Source organism: Thiococcus pfennigii, assembly GCF_016583835.1.
GTDB lineage: Bacteria > Pseudomonadota > Gammaproteobacteria > Chromatiales > Chromatiaceae > Thiococcus > Thiococcus pfennigii.
The window spans coordinates 173,650-191,703 of the sequence record NZ_NRRW01000001.1 but is presented as its reverse complement, the minus strand read 5'-3'; the positions used below and the strand labels follow the sequence as shown (position 1 = coordinate 191,703).

Here is an 18,054-nt window from a genome sequence, read left to right as displayed (position 1 = left end):
ACAAACGCCTAAAAGCGGGCTGGGATGACAAGTACCTGTCAGAACTTCTATTCCAGACCGGGTGATGCACGTTCAAGTCAGCATCCCCGGCAACACTCTATAAGCAATGACTGATGCGTTTGCCCTGGGGTAGTGCAGGGCATCGGAACCGCTCAGCAGGGGTTGATAGGGGTGTCGTTCAAGGCGTTGAGCCGACACGACGCGATTACAAGCCGCGGCAGCGTCGGCGTGCGCATTTAGGGGACGTTGAAAAATTGCCATCCGGGCAATTTTTCAAGACGCGAAGCGAAAAGGCGATTTCCGCTTCGCTGCACCTTGAATTTTTCAACGTGCCCTTTACAGAGCGTTCAGGGGCCAGCCTTCGAGGTCGCGCATCTTTGCCGTCGCACCGCACGAGACCCCACCGCTGCCATGTATGCGAAGCAGTCGGCGACTCGATTGAATCGAGCCTGGCCGCGACTCTGCTCGACGCTCGCGGCCTCATGCCGGCGTCTAGTTGGCCACGACCTCGATCAGCTCGATGTCTTTCACGAGCACGTCGTTGACCATCTCGCCGAACGGTAGGCCTTTGGCCTTCGCGCGCCTCCAGATAGGCCGCGACATCGGCGCGCAGCGTGACCGCAACCGCACCTCGGCCCACAAAGCGATTGCGTAACTATTCAGCTACCCCAGCTTGGGCATGGGCGGACTGCCCTGGAAGGTGAGGACGAGGGCTTGGAAGATGTCGGCGCCCTGCTCGTGTAAGGTCGAGAGGTAGGGGCGGATGGTGGCGACGGGCTCGATGCCGGCCTCGGTGCGCACGTCGGCTGCCCATCGATCGATGCTCTTGCCTTGCACCTGCGCCGCGGTGGCGACAGCGGCGTGGATTTCCGGGCTGACCCTCAGCATCAGCTTGCCGGAGTAGGGGCGCTGTGGTGGGCGACCGGTCCGCTCGCTGATCTCCAGGCAGCGCTCGACCGCCTCGTGGAAGTTGGCCTTCAATTCGTCGACTGTCGTCCCATGGAACCCGACGATATCGTCGATTCCGGCCAGGTGGCCTACGAAGATGCGATCGTCTTCATCGTATTCGATCCGGGCGACGTAGTCCTTGTATTTCATCGTGTTCATGGTGCGATACCCGCTTTGGTCAGGAAGGCGCGCGCGTCTTTGATGCGATAAATCCTCACGGAATCGCCCCGCCTTGTCGGTGGCGCTGCAAATGCTGCCGCAAGGCCACCGCGGTCGGCAGATCGCCGCTGGCGGCGATGCACTCCGGCGGGCCTTCGGCGACGAGCCGACCGCCGGCGTCGCCGCCTTCGGGGCCGAGGTCCAGGATCCAGTCGGCGGCGGCGATGAGGTCCAGGTTGTGCTCGATGACGAGGACCGAGTGGCCGGCGTCGACGAGGCGGTGCAGGACGGCGATCAGGCGCTCGACGTCGGCCATGTGCAGGCCGACGGTCGGCTCGTCGAGCAGGTAGAGGGTTGGCCTCGGGGTCATGCGGCCGGCCGAGGGGCGGGCCTTCGCCAGCTCGGTGACGAGCTTGAGGCGCTGGGCCTCGCCGCCGGAGAGGGTCGGGCTCGGCTGACCGAGGGTCAGGTAGCCGAGGCCGACTGCTTGCAGGAGCCGCAGCGCGTGGTGGATGCGCGGGTGGGCGGTGAAGACCTCGACCGCTTCGTCGACGCCCATTGCGAGGACCTGGGCGATGTCGCGGTCGAGGTAGCGCACCTCGCAGGTCTCGGCCGTGAAGCGGCGCCCGCCGCACGCCTCGCACGGGACCTTCACGTCCGGCAGGAAGCTCATCTCCAGGCGCTGCACGCCCTGGCCCTCGCAGACCGGGCAGCGTCCGGCACCCGTGTTGAACGAGAAGCGCGCCGGCCCCCAGCCGCGCAGGCGGGCCTCGGGGGCGGCGGCGAAGAGGCGGCGGATCGCATCCCAGAAGCCGACGTAGGTCGCCGGGCACGAGCGCGGCGTCAGGCCGATCGGGGTCTGGTCGACCTCCAGGACCCGCGCGAGGCCCTGCCAGCCGGTGAGTCCGGTACAGCCGTGCAGCTCGTCGCGGCGCGCCCGACCGGTCTCGGGGCGATCGGCGTGCAGCAGCGTGCGCAGGCTCGCGAGCAGCACATCATGGACCAGCGTGGACTTGCCCGAGCCCGAGACGCCGGTCACGCAGACCAGCCGCCCGAGCGGGATCTGGACGCTCAGGTCCACGAGGTTGTGGGCATAGGCGCCGCGGATCGCGAGCCAGTGCTCGCGGCTGGGGGCCGGCCGCAGCGGCTCTGCGCGCCGCGGTGGCTGGCGCAGGAACCGGCCGGTCAGCGAATTCGGGTCGGCGAGCAGCTCGGCATAGGTCCCCTGGGCGACCAGCGCGCCGCCGCGCGCGCCGGCGCCTGGGCCGAGGTCGATGATGTGGTCGGCGCGGCGGATCGTCTCCTCGTCGTGCTCGACGACGACCACCGTGTTGCCGCGGCCGGTCAGGCGCGCGAGGGTGTCGAGGAGCAGGCGGTTGTCGCGCGGGTGCAGGCCGATCGTCGGCTCGTCGAGGACGTAGCAGACCCCTTGCAGGCTGGAGCCGAGCTGGGCGGCGAGACGCAGCCGCTGGGCCTCGCCGCCGGAGAGGGTCGGCGCGGCGCGCTCGAGCGTCAGGTAACCGAGGCCGACCTCGGCGAGGAAGGCGAGCCGGTGGCGGACCTCGGCGAGCAGGTCGGCGGCGATCGCCGCCTCGCGCTCGGTCAGCGTCAGCGCGGCGAAGGCCGCGGCCGCGGCGTCGACCGAGAGGGCCCCGTAATCGGCGATCGAGCGGCCGTGGAAACGCACCGCGAGCGCCTCGGGGCGCAGCCGCCGGCCGTCGCAGGCGGGGCAGGGCGCGGCCGTACCGATGGTGGGATCGGCGGCCGCGTCGAGCCACTGGGTCTCCTCGCCGGTCTGCTCGGCGTCGAAGCCGGCGAGGCGGGTGCCGGTGCCGAAGCAGCTCGGGCACCAGCCGTGCTTGGAGTTGTAGCTGAAGAGGCGCGGGTCGGGCTCCGGGAAGGCGCGCCCGCACGCAGGGCAGGCGCGTTCGGTCGAGTAGGCGGTCTCGGCGTCCCAGCCCTCGCCGACGACGGTCGCGACCCGCACCAGGCCGTGGCCGAGCCTGAGGGCCTCGTCGAGCAGCGCGCGCAGCGCCGGCTCGGCGCGCGCCTCGATCAGGATCTCGCCGACCGGCAGGTCGATCGAGTGCTCGCGGAAGCGGTCGAGGCGCGGCCAGGGCTCGGTCGGCCGCCGCACGCCGTCGACCCGCAGCCAGTCGTAGCCCTGGCGCGCGGTCCAGGCGGCCTGCTCGTTGTAGAGCCCCTTGCGGGCGATGACGAGCGGGGCGAACAGCACGACACGCCGGCCGGCCTGCTCGCGCAGGATCCGCTCCAGCAGCGCGGCGGGCAGCTGAGGCTCGATCGGGACCGCGCAGTCCGGGCAGTACTGGATGCCGAGCTTGACGAACAGCAGACGCAGGTAGTGGTGGATCTCGGTCAGGGTCGCGACCGTGCTCTTGAGGCCGCCGCGGCTCGTGCGCTGGGCGATCGCGACCGTCGGCGGGATGCCGAAGATGGCGTCGACGTCGGCGCGCGCGGCCGGCTGCACGAACTGGCGGGCGTAGGCGTTCAGCGACTCGAGATAGCGCCGTTGGCCCTCGGCGAAGAGGATGTCGAAGGCCAGCGTGCTCTTGCCGCTGCCGGAGACGCCGGTGATGACGGTCAGGCGGTCGCGCGGGATGGCCAGCGTCAGGTCCTTCAGATTGTGCTCGCGGGCGTGGTGAATCAGGATCTGCGACGGCCGCAGCGCCCCGGCCGCCGGCTCGGCGACCCGTGCCGGCGGGACCTCGGCGGTGGGCGCCTCGGCGAGGGCCGCGAGGGCCCGGCCGGTGTGGCTGATCGGGTGCGCCGCGACCTCGGCCGGCGTGCCGGCGCAGACCAGCGCGCCGCCGCCGGCACCGCCCTCGGGCCCCAGGTCGATCAGCCAGTCGGCGGCGGCGATGACGTCCAGGTTGTGCTCGATGACGACCAACGAGTGGCCGTCGGCGAGGAGCCGCCGCAGGGCCTGGAGCAGCACCGCGATGTCGGCGAAGTGCAGCCCCGTGGTCGGCTCGTCGAGCAGGAAGAGCTGGCCGCGGCCGCGCCGCCGGCGGCCGGTCTTGGCCAGGTGGCCGGCGAGCTTGAGGCGCTGGGCCTCGCCGCCGGACAGGGTCGGTACCGGCTGGCCCAGGCGCAGGTAGCCGAGGCCGACGGCGGTGAGGGGCTCGAGCGTGCGGGTGAGGTCCGGGTCGCCGGCGAAGTGGGCGAGGGCCTCGTCGACGGTCCAGTCGAGGACGTCGGCGATCGACGGGCCGGGTGCGCCATCCGGGGGGCCGGGCAGGCGCACCTCGAGGACAGCCGGGCGGTAGCGCCGCCCGTCGCAGTCCGGGCAGCGCAGGTAGACGTCGGAGAGGAACTGCATCTCGACGTGCTCGAAGCCGTTGCCGCCGCAGGTCGGGCAGCGCCCGTCGCCCGCGTTGAAGCTGAAGGTGCCGGCCGTGTAGCCGCGCTCGCGGGCGAGGGGCGTTTGGGCGAAGCGCCGGCGCAACGGGTCGAGGGCGCCGACGAAGCTCGCCGGGCAGGAGCGGGCGGTGCGCCCGATGCCGGACTGATCGAGCAGGCTCACGTCGCCGATCGTCTCGTGGCCGTCGATGCCCTCGTGGGCGCCGGGCGTGCCGTCCGGGTGGCCCTTGAGCCGGGCCAGACCGCGGTAGAGGACCTCGTGGACCAGCGTCGACTTGCCCGAGCCCGAGACGCCGGTGACGCAGACCAGCCGCCCGAGCGGGATCGTGACGTCGAGGCCCTTCAGGTTATGGGCGCGCGCGCCGCGGACCCGGAGACTCGGCTCGCCGGGCCTGAAGGGACGAGGCGGCTGCGGCTCGGCGACCCGCCGGCGGCCGGCCAGATAATCGCCGGTCAGCGAGCCGTGCGCGGCGATCAGCGCCGCCGGCGAGCCCTCGAAGCAGATCGCACCGCCGCGCTCGCCCGGGCCGGGCCCTAGATCCAGGATGCGGTCGGCGGCGCGCATGACCTGCGGGTCGTGCTCGACGACGACCAGCGAATTGCCCTGGTCGCGCAGCCGCTCGAGGACGGCGATGACCCGATCCATGTCACGCGGGTGCAGGCCGATGCTCGGCTCGTCGAGGACGAACAGGGTGTTGACCAGCGCGGTGCCGAGCGCCGTGGTCAGGTTGATCCGCTGGACCTCGCCGCCCGAGAGGGTCCGCGACTGGCGATCGAGGGTCAGATAGCCGAGACCGACCGTATCGAGATAACGCAGCCTTGAACGAATGCCGGTGAGCAGCAGCTCGAGGGCCTGGTCCATCGCGCCCTCGAGGCGCAGCGCGTCGAAGAAGGCGCGGCAGGCGGCGATCGGCAGGCAGACGAGGTCGTGCAGGCCGAGCCCGGGCAGGGCCGCCCAGGCGGCCGACGGCATGGTCACGCGGGCGTGGCGGAAGCGCCGCGTGGCGGGCAGCGTGCGCTCGGCGAGCTCCGCCGAGCCGATCCGCCAGTCGAGCGCCTCGTCCTTGAGGCGGGCGCCCTGGCAGGTTGGGCATTCGTCGTAGGCGCGGTAGCGCGACAGGAGCACCCGCACGTGCATCTTGTAGGCACGGCCCTCGAGCCAGGCGAAGAAGCGTCGCACGCCGTACCAGAGGCCGGCGTCCCAGTCGCCCTCGCCGTCGATGACCCAGTGCCGGTCGGCCTCCGGGAGGTCGCGCCAGGGCACGTCGACCGGCACGCCGCGGCGGTTGGCGAAGCCGATCAGGTCCTCCTGGCTCTCCGAGTAGCTGTCCGACTGGAACGGCTTGACGGCACCCTCCAGCAGCGTCTTGCCCGGATCGGGGATGACCTGGTCCCAGTCGATGCCGATCGTGCGGCCGAAGCCGCGGCAGGTCGGGCAGGCGCCGACCGCGGAGTTGAACGAGAACAGGCTCGGCGTCGGCGCGCGGTAGTCCAGGTCGCAGTCCGGGCAATGCAGGTCGCTGGAGTAGCGCCAGGGCTCGCCCGGCCGGCGGTCGGCGTCGACCGGATAGACCAGGACCCGGCCGTGGCCCTTCTGCAACGCGACCTCGAGGGCCTCGATGGCGCGGCCCTGGTTGTCCAGGCGTAGCGCGAGCCGGTCCTGGATGACGGCGATGCCGCTCGCGTCCTCGCCGAGTAGGCGGACGTAGCCCTGCTGGGCGAGCATCTCCTTGACCGATTGCGTGTCGAGGCTGGCCGGTACCGCGACGCGGAACACGATCAGGCAACGCGGCGCCTTGCCTTCGGTGCGCGCGAGCAGGTCCGTCCAGATCGATTCGGGGGTGTCGCGGCGCACCTCGCGCCCGCAGCCGTGGCAGTAGAGGCGGGCGGCACGGGCGAAGAGGAGCTTCAGGTGGTCGTTCAGTTCGGTCATGGTCCCGACCGTCGAGCGCGACGTGCGCACCGGGTTGGTCTGGTCGATCGCGATCGCCGGCGGGACGCCGTCGACCGCGTCGGCGCGCGGTCGGTCGAGGCGGTCGAGGAACTGGCGGGCGTAGGGCGAGAAGGTCTCGACGTAGCGGCGCTGGCCCTCGGCGTAGAGGGTGTCGAAGGCGAGCGAGGACTTGCCCGAGCCCGACACCCCGGTAATCACGATCAGCTCGCCGAGCGGCAGGTCCAAATCCAGGCCCTTGAGGTTGTTCTGGCGCACGCCGCGCAGGCGGATGGCGGGGTGGTCGTCACACATCGGCGGGGCGGCTCCTCGGGCAGGGGCGGAGTTGACGGGATCAGTGGCCATTCTGGACGGTGCGGAAACAACCGATACGAGCACGCGGAAGACGAGAAACTACGAAATACGCGAAAGTCGCGAAAAATGGCAGATGCTCCTGCGTCGATTCCGCCTTTTCGCGTGTTTCGGTCTGTTTCGTAGTTCGAAGAAGATGTGCCGGTCGTTTGTGAATCGTCACGGCTCGAAGAAAGGGTGACGGATCCGCGCAGAGCACGAAGACCCGAAGATTCGGAACTTCCGTGATCTCTTGCAACCCTTTGATCAGAAACGGCCGACCAATGCAAGATCCTCTTTCTAGCTTTGAGCCTTCACGGTGCCGATATACCGCCTATCATGACCGCCGAACCATTGGTGAGCGAGGTCCCTGCGATGGAAAATCTCTTCGCCGATCGGCCGGTCCTCGCGACCGGCGAGGCCTTCGACGAGCTGCTGCGCTGCCGCAACGTGCGGATCGAGCGCATCGTGAGCAGCCCGATGCCGGATCCGGCCTGGTACGACCAGCCGCAGGACGAGTGGGTCGTCCTGCTCGCCGGGCGGGCCCGGCTCGAGCTGGCCGGCGATGTCCTGGAGATGGGGCCGGGCGACCACCTGTTCATCCCGGCCCGCACCCGCCACCGCGTCCTCGCCACATCGGACGAGCCGCGCTGCCTGTGGCTCGCGGTGCATATCGAGCCCTGATCTCGGTGCCGCAGCGCTCGATGGTCCAGGGCCGACCGCATCGCCGCAGCGGGCCTGGATCGGGCGATCCGGATCCCCCCGGGCGATGCGCGCCTCCCGTTCGCCGGGCAGCGTGGCGCCCCGCCAGGGCAGCTGATACCATCGCCGGCACACCCCGCGGCGCGTTCGACGCCCCTCGTGGCGCGCGTGCGAGCAGTCTTCGTCGGGGCCTTCGCGCGTGTCGAGGCCCAGTCCAATCGCCCCATGGTTGCAAGGGAGCACCATCATGTCTCAGGTCCTCTACGATGCCTATCCGTCCCTGATCCGGACCAAGCCGTTCGGCACCATCCTGGCCATCCTGATGGTGGTCTGCGGGATCGCGCTCGCGGCGCTGCTCGGCCAGCGGCCGCTGGAACTGTTGGGCGGGCTGCCGGGCGGGATCATCGGGCTGGCGATGTTCGGGTTGGGCTTCCTGCTGCTCATCGCCTGGTTCATCGCGACCAAGACCGATCACCTGATCATCAAGGAGGACGAGATCGTCTGGACCCACGGCCTGCTGAGCAAGCAGTACACCGAGATCAACATGGCCTCGGTGCGCACGGTTCGGATCGCCCAGAGCCTCTTCCAGCGCATCATGGGCGCCGGCGACCTGACCATCTACACTGCCGGGGACGAGCCGGAGGTGATCGTGCGCGGGCTGCCCGAGCCGCACCGCATCCGCGACCTCATCAAGGGGCAGTCGGGCGTCGGGGGCTGAGGCCGTGGGCGGCGACAACCGTGGCGACCTCAGGCTGCTGGCGCTGCTCGTGGTCGCCGCCGTCGTGCTGGTCGGCATCCTCGCGGTGGTGGCGGTGCCGCTCGGTGCGGGGGCGGTCGCGGCGTTCGATGCCGGGCTCGGCCTCAAGGAGGCCGCGGTCTGGGGCTTCGTCACGACGGTGGCGCTGCTCGTCCTCTTCGCGCTGGTCGCCGGCGATGGTCTGCTCGGTGAGCTCCAGTTCATGCTCGGCTCCTTCTTCGCGTTCTTCGCCATCATCACGCTGTTGATCGCCTGGGTCTTTTAGGCGCCTCGGCCGGGCGTCTGGTCATCGGCTTCGTTCAAGGAGATCGCTGCAATGAAGACTTGGCGTTGGTACGCCGTCCCGGTGCTCGTCGGCCTGGTCGGCTGCGCGAGCAGCCCGCCGTCGACCTTCTACACCCTGGCGCCGATCGGCGAGGCCAGCGCCCGTGCCACGGCGCTCGGCGATCGCGGTCCGAGGGTCGGTCTCGGGCCGCTGGCGCTGCCGCATTTCCTCGACCGGCCACAGATCGTCGTGCGCGACGGCGTGCAGTTGCGCTTCGACGAGTTCCATCGCTGGGGCGGTTCGCTCGATGACGACTTCCTGCGGGTCTGGGGCGAGAACCTTGCCCACCTGCTCGGCACCGGGCAGGTCTACGTCTTTCCGACCGAGGTCAAGACCCCGGTCGATTTCCGCGTCGTCGCCGAGGTGCTGAGCTTCGAGGGCCACTCGGATGGCACCGTCCAGCTCAAGGTGCGCTGGTCCGTCCTCGATCCCTATCGCGACAAGGGCTTGCTCGTGCGCGAGGAGACCTATCGTCGGGCGGTGCCGGTCGCCGCGGAGGGGGGCGTCGAGGAGGCGGCCCTCGTCTCTGGCCTGAGCGCCGTGCTCGGGGACTTCAGTCGCGATGTGGCCGATGCGCTACGGCGGCTGCCGCGGCCACGGCCGCCCGTGGAGCCGTCTTTCAGCTGAGCGCCGCCCAGGGTCGATGGTCCGGTTTGACAGGGGGCTGGGTTTGAACTAGAACTGGGTTTGAACTAGAAAGAGGAAACAAAGGTCTGCGCGACTATTGCGGAAAGGGCTTTAAGATGACCCCCTCGCTGCCGCCCGCTTGGCTCGGCCTCGTCGCCATCGGTTTCTTGCTGCCGGGATGCGGCAGCATGGGCCACCGCGACGACGCGTATGCCGGCCTGCCGCGTATCCAGGAACGGCAGGAGGTCGTCACCGCGGCCCTCTCGCAGGTCGGCACCCCGTACCTCTACGGCGGCGCGGCGCCGGGCGAGGGCCTCGATTGCAGCGGCCTGACCCAGGTCGCCCATCTCGCCGCCGGGGTGCGTATCCCGCGGGTGTCCACCGAGCAGCAGCGGGCCGCCGCCCGCGTCACCGCCCGTCCTCCGGGGCCGGGCGATCTGGTCTTCTTTCGGATCGGGCCCGGCGAGTACCACGTCGGCCTGATGATCGACCGCGACCGCTTCGTTCACGCATCGACGTCGCAGGGCCAGGTGCTGGTCTCGCGGCTGAGCACGCCCTACTGGCAGCAACACTACCGCGGCGCCGGCAGTTATCTCGATTGATGGCGGGTGGTCCCTTGCCGCAAGCCGGCCCCTATCGGCGCGCCGTTGGCCGATTGGCGCCGGTCCGGGCCCCGGGGCGCCGAATGCGATGACCCCGGGAGGCGGAGATTCGCCAGCGCCCCCTTACTCGCCTTTTCCGTACCCTTGGTGCACAATGAGCGGTAGGACACCGTGCCGAAGGGCTCTCCGAGGCCAGATGTCCTTATCCGAGCACTACAACGAGTAAGGAGTCGACAGTCATGTCCGATAAGCCAATCTGCAAGAGCCGTCGTGACGCTGTGAAGATGATGGTGGGCGGCTTCGCCGCGATCCCGGTCATCAACCTGGTTGGCCTGGGTACCGCCCGGGCTTCGGATCTGCCCCATGTCGATCCGGCCACCGACCCGATCGCTCAGGCGCTGAACTACGTCCATGACGCCGCGACGTCCGACAAGCGTGCCGCCAACACCGGCAAGGACCTGCCGCCGGCCGAGCAGCATTGTGCCAACTGCGCCTTCGTGCAGGCCGACAGCGGCGAGTGGCGTCCCTGCAGCCTGTTCCCGGGCAAGGCCGTCAGCGAGAACGGCTGGTGCACGTCCTGGGCCGTCAAGCCGGCCTGAGGCGCGTCGCGTCGCCCGATCACGGGTTGACCAAGCGGGGCTGCGGCCCCGCTTCGCGTTTCCGCCGGTCCGCCCGGCGCCATCACGGAGCCCTCGCGGGGCCGCGCGCATGCAGATCTGGGTCGATGCCGATGCCTGTCCGGTCGCGATCAAGGAGATCCTCTATCGCGCCGCGGAGCGGGTCGAGGTCCGGCTGACCCTGGTCGCGAATCACACCTTGCGCGTGCCCCCGTCGCGATGGATCCGCGCCGTGCAGGTCGCGCGCGGCTTCGACGTCGCCGACAACGCCATCCTCGGGAGGCTCTCCCCAGGCGATCTGGTGGTGACCGCCGACATCCCGCTGGCCGCCGAGGTCATCGCCGCCGGGGGCGAGGTCATCAGCCCGCGCGGCGAGCGTTTCACCACCGAGAACATCGAGCAGCGCCTGGCGCAGCGCAACTTCCTCGACCAGTTGCGCGGGACCGGCGAGATCACCGGCGGTCCCCCGCCGTTGGGTGCGCCGGAACGGCAGGCCTTCGCCAACGCCCTGGATCGACTGTTGACACGCCGCGCCGCTGCCGACTGACCGTCCGTCGTTCATGTCTCGGCCCCTGGGATCTCGCCCGGGTTGGCCTTATACTTACACCCCTTTCTCGTCGCTTCGGCCCATCCTGCGCACGCGCTGTCCGGGTCGCCCGCCACCCTCGAGGTTGCCGCTCTAAACATGGATTCTCCAGACGTTCCCGCCGATTTTTCGGGGCTCGGGCTCGCGCCGGCCGTGCTGCAGGCCGTCCAGTCGCTCGGCTACGAGACCCCGACCGGCGTTCAGGCCCAGTGTATCCCTCACCTGCTCGCCGGGCGCGACCTGCTCGGTCAGGCCCAGACCGGCACCGGCAAGACCGCGGCCTTCGCGCTGCCGCTGCTCAGCCGCATCTCGCTCGATGAGGCGCATCCGCAGGTGCTGGTGTTGGCCCCGACCCGCGAGCTCGCCCTCCAGGTGGCCGAGGCCTTCCAGTCCTACGCCCAGTTCTTGCGCGGCTTTCATGTGCTGCCGCTCTACGGCGGCCAGAGCTACGGGCTCCAGATCCGTCAGCTCGGGCGCGGGCCGCAGGTCATCGTCGGCACGCCCGGGCGGATCATGGACCACTTGCGCCGCGGCACCCTGTCGCTCGATGGCATCCGCACGCTGGTCCTCGACGAGGCCGACGAGATGCTCAACATGGGCTTCGCCGAGGACATCGACTGGATCTTCGCCCAGGCCCCGAGCGAACGGCAGGTGGCCCTGTTCTCGGCGACCATGCCCCCGGCGATCCGCCGCGTCGCCCAGACGCACCTGCGCGAGCCGGTCGAGATCAAGGTCGCGGCCCGCTCGGAGACGGTCGACACGATCGATCAACATCACTGCCTGGTCACGCGCTATCACAAGCTCGACCTGCTGACCCGGGTGCTCGAGATCGAGCCGTTCGATGCGATCCTGATCTTCGTGCGCACCAAGACCGAGACGGTCGAACTGACCGAGCGGCTCTGCGCCCACGGCTTCGCCGCCGAGGCGCTCAACGGGGACATGAATCAGGCGATGCGCGAGCGCACCGTCGAGCGCTTCCGCGACGGGCGGCTCGACATCCTGGTCGCGACCGACGTGGCCGCCCGCGGCCTCGACGTCGAGCGGATCAACCTGGTCATCAACTACGACATCCCGAACGACCCGTCGGCCTATGTGCACCGCATCGGGCGGACCGGCCGCGCGGGTCGCACCGGCCGCGCGTTGCTGTTCGTCGAGCCGCGCGAGCGCGGCCTGCTGCGGGCCATCGAGCGGACCATCCGCCAGACGGTGCCGGCGATGGCTATCCCCTCGGCCGAGGCCGTCAGCGAGTCGCGGATCGGGCGCTTCACGACCGATCTGCGCGCGGCCCTCGCCGAGCAGGACATGGATTTCTTCTACCGTCTGGTCGGACGCATCGCGCACGAACAAGAGCTCGAGGTCATGGATATCGCCGCGGCGCTCGCCTATCTGGTGCAGCGCGAGCGGCCGCTGGTCGTGCCGGAGGTCCCTGTGCCGCGCGCCGACGCGGATCGGCGCGCCCGGCGCGAGCGGGGCGAGGGAGGCGGTCGCGACGAGCGTCCCGGGCGGGGTCCGGACGAGCGACGCGGTCCGCGTGCGCCGCGCGGCGACGATGCCGGGCTGATCCCCTATCGCATCGAGGTCGGCCGGCGCGATGGGGTCGGTCCGCGCGAGATCGTCGGCGCGATCGCCAACGAGGCTGGGATCGACGGGCGTCAGATCGGCCGCATCGCGATCCGCGATGATCATTCGCTGGTCGACCTGCCGGCCGAGATGCCACGCGCCCTGATGCAGCAGCTCCAGCGGGTCTATGTCTGCGGCAAGCCGTTGCAACTGCGCGCGGCCGAGCCGGGGGCGCGCGGGTCGGGGCGTGACGACCGGCGCGGCGGCGGCAGTGATCGCGGTGGCCCGCAAGGCCGCCCGGCGGGCAAGGGCGGTCGTTCCGGGCGGGTCGCCGGCGATCGGCCGCCGCGCTCGAAGCGCTTGGGCTGATCGCGCACTACAGCAGGAAGAGCGTCGCCAAGCCGAGGAAGATGAAGAAGCCACCGGAGTCCGTGATTGCGGTGATCAACACCGAGCTGCCGAGCGCTGGGTCCTTGCCGAGGCGCTGACGGATCAGCGGGATCAGGACCCCGGCGATGGCGGCGAGCAGCAGGTTCAAGATCATGGCAGCGGTCATGACCAGACCGAGCGCCGGGTTGCCGTAGAGCGCCCAGGCCACGAGGCCGAGCACGCAGCCCCAGACCAGGCCGTTGATGAGGGCGACCCCGAGTTCCTTGCCCAGCAGTCGGCGCAGCGCCGAGGGTTGGATCTGCCCCATCGCGATCGCCCGCACGATCATCGTGATCGTCTGGTTACCGGCGTTGCCACCGACTCCGGCGACGATCGGCATCAGCGCGGCCAGCGCGACCAACTGCTCGATGGAACCCTCGAACAGGCCGATGACGCGCGAGGCGACGAAGGCCGTGACCAGATTGATCGCGAGCCAGGCCCAGCGATTCTTCACCGAGCGGATCACCGGGGCGAAGATGTCCTCTTCTTCGCGCAGGCCGGCGTGGCTCAGGATCTCGGCCTCGGATTCCTCGCGGATATAGTCGACCATGTCGGCGACGGTCAGGCGGCCGATGACGCGCCGTGCCGCATCGAGGACGGGCGCCGAGACCAGGTCGTAGCGTTCGAAGGCCTGGGCGGCGCTGCCGGCATCATCCTCCGGGGCGAAGCTGATCACGGCCTCGCGCTGCATCACCTCGGCGACTGCGCGTTCCGGGTCGCTGATGAGCAGCGACTCCAACGTCAGGATGCCGCGCAGGCGCTCGGCGCGGTCGACGACGAAGATCTGGTCGGTGTGGTCGGGCAGGGCCTCGAAGCGGCGCAGGTAACGCAGCACCACCTCGAGCGTCACGTCCGCGCGCACCGTGACCATGTCGAAGTCCATCAGGGCGCCGACCGTGTCCTCCGGATAGGACATCGCCGCATGCACCTGTCGGCGCTCCTCGTGGTCGAGATCGTCGAGGACCTCCTGCATCAGGTCCGGCGGCAGGCTCGGCGCCAGATCGGCGAGCTCGTCGGCGTCGAGGGTCTCGGCGGCCGCGCGCAGCTCCGCGCGGTCCATGGTCGCGATCAGGCCATCGCGGACGGCGTCGGAGACCTCCAGCAGGATCTCGCCGTCCTTCTCCGATCGGACCAGGTCCCAGACGAGCAGCCGGTCAGCGAGCGGCAGGGCCTCGAGGATCCAGGCGATGTCGGCCGGGTGCAGCCGATCGAGCTTGCGCCTCAGCGCCGTCGTATGCTGTCTGTGGACGATCGACTCGACCAGATCCTGGTGCGGCATCGACTGGCGGTGGACCAGGCCCTCGACGAGCCGCTGGCGCGACAGCAGTTGCTGCACGTCATGCAAGTGACGGGGTAGGGTGTCCGGATCACGCGGATCGTGCTGGCTCATCGGTTCGGGCCGGGCAGGAAAGGCAAGATGGGGCGAGTGGCGCACTGTACGGGTTTCCGCGCCGGCTGGCGAGCGGGCCGCGAGGGCCGCCGGCGGGGTAGGCCAGCGGAAAATCGACGCGCCGTTACGCTTCCAATTTCTCAGATTTCATGTATATTTGCTCGTTTACGTGCACGGGATTTTTCCCTCCTCTGTCTGCGTCAGGATCAGAAGACAATCTATGGTTACGATTCGTTTGACTCGGGGCGGTGCCAAGAAGCATCCCTTCTATCAGATCGTCGTGGCGGACATCCGCGCCAAGCGCGATGGCCGCTACATCGAGCGCATCGGCTTCTACAATCCCTGCGCCGTCGGCGGCGAGACCAAACTGCGCCTGGACCGTGAGCGTGCCGAGCACTGGCTCGGTCAGGGTGCCCAGCCGACCGAGCGCGTCGCCCAGTTGCTGAAGCAGGCGGCGAGCGAAGGTCTGGAGTCGACCCCGGTCGCGGCCTGATCGCCACGCGCGACGGGCGGCGGGTCGATGACGACGGCCGCGGACAGCGGGGCACGCCTGGTCGTACTCGGGCGCATCACGGGCCTCTTCGGGGTTCGCGGTTGGGTCAAGGTCTTCTCCGAGACGGAGCCGCGGGAGAATATCCTGCGCTATGCGCCCTGGTATCTCGGTGAGGCGGGCGGTGCCGCGGTGCGGCCCTGCCGGGTCGCCGAAGGTCAGCGCCAGGGCAAGGGCGTCGTCGTCCGCTTGGAAGGCTGCGAGGACCGTGACCAGGCGGCCACCCTGATCGGCGAGACCATCGCCGTGCGGCGCGACCAGCTGCCGCCGGCGCGTGCGGATGAGTTCTACTGGATCGACCTGGAGGGCCTTGCGGTCGAGACGGTCGGTGGTTGCCCCCTGGGGCGGATCGACCACCTGTTCTCCACCGCGGCCAACGATGTGATCGTCGTGCGCGGCGAGCGCGAGCGGCTGCTGCCGTTCGTCTGGGACGACGTCGTCAAGGACGTCGATTTCGCGCAAGGCCGAATGATCGTCGACTGGGACCCAGATTTCTGACGATGCGCTTCGACCTGATCACCCTGTTCCCCGACCTCGTGCGGGTCTGGGCCGAACATGGGGTGACCGGGCGGGCCCTGAGCCGCGGGCTGGCGTCGCTGCACCTTTGGAATCCGCGGGATTACACCGAGGACGTCCACCGCACCGTCGACGATCGGCCTTACGGCGGCGGACCCGGAATGGTCATGAAGGTCGCCCCGTTGCGGGCCGCCCTGGGGGCGGCGCGCGAGGCCGCCGGCGACGCGCGGGTCGCCTACCTCTCGCCGCAGGGGCGGGTGCTGGATCAGGCGGCCATCGGCGAGATCGCCGCAGCGCCTGGTTGGATCCTGATCGCGGGCCGTTACGAGGGGATCGACGAGCGACTGATCGAGCGTTGCGTCGACGAGGAATGGTCGATCGGCGACTATGTGCTGAGCGGCGGCGAGCTGCCGGCGATGGTCGTCATGGATGCGGTCATCCGGCTGCTGCCGGGGGCGCTGGGCCATGCGGACTCGGCGCACGAAGACTCCCATGTGGACGGGCTGCTCGATTGCCCCCACTACACGCGCCCTGAGGTCATCGATGGCCTGGGCGTGCCGCCGGTGCTGCTGAGCGGCGATCATGCGGCGATCCGCCGCTGGCGCTTGCAGCAGTCGCTCGGACGGACCTGGCTGCGCCGTCCGGATCTATTGGAGCGGCGCGGCCTCAGCGACGCAGAGCGTGCGCTGCTCGATGAATTTATCCAGGTGTATCGATCCCGTGCACCGGATCGGAACAGGAGCTGACAAAGAGATGAGCAACGTGATCGAGGAGCTCGAGAGAGAGCAGATGGGCCGCGAGATCCCGGAATTCGCCCCGGGTGACACGGTCGTCGTCAACGTCAAGGTCAAGGAAGGCAATCGCGAGCGCCTGCAGGCCTTCGAGGGCGTCGTCATCGCCAAGCGCAACCGCGGCCTGAACTCGGCCTTCACGGTGCGCAAGATCTCCCATGGCGAGGGCGTCGAGCGGGTCTTCCAGACCTACAGCCCGACCATCGCCGACATCCAGGTCAAGCGCAAGGGCGACGTGCGCCGCGCCAAGCTCTACTACCTGCGCGAGCTGAGCGGCAAGGCCGCCCGCATCAAGGAAAAGGTCTGATCGCCGGGGACAGGCGCGGCTCTCCATCGCCCGCGCGACCGGGTGATGGACCCTGCGGTTGTCCCGGTGGGCGGCGGCGTGGCCGAGACGTTCTACTGGCACGACTACGAGACCTGGGGGGCCGATCCGCGGCGGGATCGCCCGGCCCAGTTCGCCGGGCAGCGCACCGACGCCGATCTCAACCCGGTCGGGGCGCCGCTCGTGCGCTATTGCCGTCCGGCGAACGATCTCCTACCCCAGCCCGAGGCCTGCCTGATCACCGGTCTCACGCCGCAACGTGCCGCGCGTGATGGCCTGATCGAGGCCGATTTCGCGGCCGCCATCGAGCGCGAACTCGCCGAGCCCGGCACCTGTGGGGCCGGCTACAACAGCCTGCGGTTCGACGACGAGGTCACTCGTCACCTCCTCTATCGCAATCTCTTCGACCCCTACGCCCGCGAGTGGCGCAACGGCAACTCCCGCTGGGACCTGATCGACGTGCTGCGCGCGGCCCACGCGCTACGTCCAGCCGGCATCGACTGGCCCGCGCGCGACGACGGGACGACATCGTTCCGGCTCGAGGATCTGACGGCCGCGAACGGGATCGAGCACGGCGCCGCGCACGATGCCCTCGCCGACGTGCAGGCGACCATCGCGCTGGCCCGGCGCCTCAAAGAGGCCCTGCCCAAGCTGTTCGACTACGCCCTCGGGCTGCGCGACAAGCACCGCGTGCTCCGGATGCTGGCTGAGGGTCGGCCGCTGCTGCACGTGTCGGCCCGCTATCCGGCCGGGCAGGGCTGCATCGCCCCGGTGCTGCCGGTCGCCCCCCATCCGACCAACGCCAATGCCGTCCTCGTCTTCGATCTGCGTGAGGACCCGGCCGCCTTCGCCGCCCTGGACGTCGAGGCGCTGCGCGTGCGCCTCTTCACGCCGGCCGCCGAGCGCGGCCCGGATGCGCCGCGCATCCCGGTCAAGGCGGTGCACGCGAACCGCGCGCCCTTCCTCGCCCCGCTGGCGACGCTGACGCCGGAGGCCGCCGAGCGCTGGGCGATCGAGCGCGAGCGGGTCGAGCGGCACGCCGGGTCGAGCACGGCGCTGAAGACCCTCGGCGACCGGCTCGCGCTGGCCTACCAGACCCCTGTGCGCGAGGCGCCGAGCGATCCAGACCTGATGCTCTACAGCGGCGGCTTCATCGGGGATGCGGATCGGCGCCTACTGGAGCGGCTGCGTCGCTTGGCCCCGGAGGACCTCGCGGTGGGGCGCCCGATGTTCGAGGACCCGCGCCTGCCCGAGATGCTGTGGCGCTATCGCGCCCGCAACTGGCCCGAGACCCTGAGCGACGAGGAACGCGAGGAGTGGGATGCCTATCGCCTCGCGCGCCTGACCGACCCCGAGGCCGGCGGCAGCATCGTCCTCGATGCCTTCGAGCAGCGCCTGGGCGAGCTGCGCGCGGAATGTCACGGTGCCCCGGCCAAGCTCGCCGTCCTCGACGAGCTGGCGGCCTGGGCCGAGCAGGTCATGGACGCCGGATAGGGTACGGATCAAGT

Annotated in this window: 16 protein-coding genes; 13 read left to right on the top strand and 3 right to left on the bottom strand. The window is 69.9% G+C overall.

Annotated features, from left to right (window positions below):
• Positions 1 to 663: 663 nt before the first annotated feature.
• Positions 664 to 1,107, bottom strand: a complete 444-nt coding sequence (locus CKO41_RS00830; protein WP_200253674.1) for a type II toxin-antitoxin system HicB family antitoxin — start codon at positions 1,105 to 1,107, stop codon at positions 664 to 666.
• Positions 1,108 to 1,162: 55 nt separating this feature from the next.
• Positions 1,163 to 6,733 (bottom strand): excinuclease ABC subunit UvrA, encoded by a 5,571-nt coding sequence (gene uvrA / locus CKO41_RS00825; protein WP_200380963.1) that lies wholly within the window; start codon positions 6,731 to 6,733, stop codon positions 1,163 to 1,165.
• A gap of 411 nt (positions 6,734 to 7,144) precedes the next feature.
• Here uvrA and CKO41_RS00820 point away from each other — a divergent pair, with 411 nt between their 5' ends.
• From CKO41_RS00820 to CKO41_RS00785, 8 genes are all read left to right on the top strand, one after another.
• Positions 7,145 to 7,453, top strand: a complete 309-nt coding sequence (locus CKO41_RS00820) for a cupin domain-containing protein (RefSeq protein ID WP_200255593.1) — start codon at positions 7,145 to 7,147, stop codon at positions 7,451 to 7,453.
• 265 nt (positions 7,454 to 7,718) lie between these two features.
• Complete coding sequence (locus CKO41_RS00815; RefSeq protein WP_200380962.1) at positions 7,719 to 8,189, top strand: PH domain-containing protein; 471 nt, start codon at positions 7,719 to 7,721, stop codon at positions 8,187 to 8,189.
• 4 nt (positions 8,190 to 8,193) lie between these two features.
• Complete coding sequence (locus CKO41_RS00810) at positions 8,194 to 8,493, top strand: hypothetical protein (protein WP_200380961.1); 300 nt, start codon at positions 8,194 to 8,196, stop codon at positions 8,491 to 8,493.
• Between the two features lie 51 nt (positions 8,494 to 8,544).
• The gene (locus CKO41_RS00805; RefSeq protein WP_200251090.1) at positions 8,545 to 9,180 is read left to right on the top strand and encodes a PqiC family protein; all 636 of its coding nucleotides are present in this window, start codon (positions 8,545 to 8,547) and stop codon (positions 9,178 to 9,180) included.
• Between the two features lie 116 nt (positions 9,181 to 9,296).
• A complete protein-coding gene (locus CKO41_RS00800; protein ID WP_200251091.1) occupies positions 9,297 to 9,782 on the top strand; it encodes a C40 family peptidase in 486 nt (161 codons plus the stop codon).
• Positions 9,783 to 10,021: 239 nt separating this feature from the next.
• Entirely contained in the window at positions 10,022 to 10,381 is a 360-nt protein-coding gene (locus tag CKO41_RS00795; protein ID WP_200251093.1) for a high-potential iron-sulfur protein, read from the top strand.
• A gap of 109 nt (positions 10,382 to 10,490) precedes the next feature.
• A complete protein-coding gene (locus tag CKO41_RS00790) occupies positions 10,491 to 10,946 on the top strand; it encodes a YaiI/YqxD family protein (RefSeq protein ID WP_200251096.1) in 456 nt (151 codons plus the stop codon).
• A gap of 138 nt (positions 10,947 to 11,084) precedes the next feature.
• On the top strand, positions 11,085 to 12,914 hold the full coding sequence (locus CKO41_RS00785) for a DEAD/DEAH box helicase (RefSeq protein WP_200380960.1): 1,830 nt from the start codon (positions 11,085 to 11,087) through the stop codon (positions 12,912 to 12,914).
• A gap of 7 nt (positions 12,915 to 12,921) precedes the next feature.
• On the opposite strand, the gene mgtE is transcribed toward CKO41_RS00785, so the two are convergent.
• A complete protein-coding gene (mgtE, locus tag CKO41_RS00780) occupies positions 12,922 to 14,364 on the bottom strand; it encodes a magnesium transporter (protein WP_200380959.1) in 1,443 nt (480 codons plus the stop codon).
• Positions 14,365 to 14,584: 220 nt separating this feature from the next.
• Between mgtE and rpsP the strand changes: the two genes are divergently transcribed.
• The 5 genes from rpsP (at position 14,585) to sbcB (ending at position 18,040) form a co-directional block, all read left to right on the top strand.
• Positions 14,585 to 14,857 (top strand): 30S ribosomal protein S16, encoded by a 273-nt coding sequence (gene rpsP / locus CKO41_RS00775; RefSeq protein WP_200251103.1) that lies wholly within the window; start codon positions 14,585 to 14,587, stop codon positions 14,855 to 14,857.
• Positions 14,858 to 14,884: 27 nt separating this feature from the next.
• Positions 14,885 to 15,412, top strand: a complete 528-nt coding sequence (gene rimM, locus CKO41_RS00770) for a ribosome maturation factor RimM (RefSeq protein WP_200251105.1) — start codon at positions 14,885 to 14,887, stop codon at positions 15,410 to 15,412.
• Between the two features lie 2 nt (positions 15,413 to 15,414).
• Positions 15,415 to 16,176: a tRNA (guanosine(37)-N1)-methyltransferase TrmD gene (gene trmD, locus CKO41_RS00765; protein WP_200251107.1), complete on the top strand. Its 762-nt coding sequence runs from the start codon at positions 15,415 to 15,417 to the stop codon at positions 16,174 to 16,176.
• A gap of 7 nt (positions 16,177 to 16,183) precedes the next feature.
• A complete protein-coding gene (rplS, locus tag CKO41_RS00760) occupies positions 16,184 to 16,528 on the top strand; it encodes a 50S ribosomal protein L19 (protein WP_200251109.1) in 345 nt (114 codons plus the stop codon).
• 78 nt (positions 16,529 to 16,606) lie between these two features.
• Positions 16,607 to 18,040 carry an exodeoxyribonuclease I gene (sbcB, locus tag CKO41_RS00755; protein ID WP_200380958.1) on the top strand — a complete coding sequence of 478 codons (1,434 nt, stop codon included), beginning with the start codon at positions 16,607 to 16,609 and terminating at the stop codon, positions 18,038 to 18,040.
• The last annotated feature ends 14 nt before the right edge of the window (positions 18,041 to 18,054 follow it).

Excerpts from the sequence above, each read along its gene's own strand:
- CKO41_RS00785 (WP_200380960.1), top strand. The coding sequence starts at position 11,085 with ATGGATTCTCCAGACGTTCCCGCCGATTTTTCGGGGCTCGGGCTCGCG.
- CKO41_RS00795 (WP_200251093.1), top strand. The coding sequence starts at position 10,022 with ATGTCCGATAAGCCAATCTGCAAGAGCCGTCGTGACGCTGTGAAGATG.
- rimM (WP_200251105.1), top strand. The coding sequence starts at position 14,885 with ATGACGACGGCCGCGGACAGCGGGGCACGCCTGGTCGTACTCGGGCGC.
- CKO41_RS00820 (WP_200255593.1), top strand. The coding sequence starts at position 7,145 with ATGGAAAATCTCTTCGCCGATCGGCCGGTCCTCGCGACCGGCGAGGCC.
- CKO41_RS00800 (WP_200251091.1), top strand. The coding sequence starts at position 9,297 with ATGACCCCCTCGCTGCCGCCCGCTTGGCTCGGCCTCGTCGCCATCGGT.
- CKO41_RS00815 (WP_200380962.1), top strand. The coding sequence starts at position 7,719 with ATGTCTCAGGTCCTCTACGATGCCTATCCGTCCCTGATCCGGACCAAG.
- CKO41_RS00830 (WP_200253674.1), bottom strand. The coding sequence starts at position 1,107 with ATGAACACGATGAAATACAAGGACTACGTCGCCCGGATCGAATACGAT.
- mgtE (WP_200380959.1), bottom strand. The coding sequence starts at position 14,364 with ATGAGCCAGCACGATCCGCGTGATCCGGACACCCTACCCCGTCACTTG.
- uvrA (WP_200380963.1), bottom strand. The coding sequence starts at position 6,733 with ATGTGTGACGACCACCCCGCCATCCGCCTGCGCGGCGTGCGCCAGAAC.
- CKO41_RS00805 (WP_200251090.1), top strand. The coding sequence starts at position 8,545 with ATGAAGACTTGGCGTTGGTACGCCGTCCCGGTGCTCGTCGGCCTGGTC.
- rplS (WP_200251109.1), top strand. The coding sequence starts at position 16,184 with ATGAGCAACGTGATCGAGGAGCTCGAGAGAGAGCAGATGGGCCGCGAG.
- trmD (WP_200251107.1), top strand. The coding sequence starts at position 15,415 with ATGCGCTTCGACCTGATCACCCTGTTCCCCGACCTCGTGCGGGTCTGG.
- CKO41_RS00790 (WP_200251096.1), top strand. The coding sequence starts at position 10,491 with ATGCAGATCTGGGTCGATGCCGATGCCTGTCCGGTCGCGATCAAGGAG.
- rpsP (WP_200251103.1), top strand. The coding sequence starts at position 14,585 with ATGGTTACGATTCGTTTGACTCGGGGCGGTGCCAAGAAGCATCCCTTC.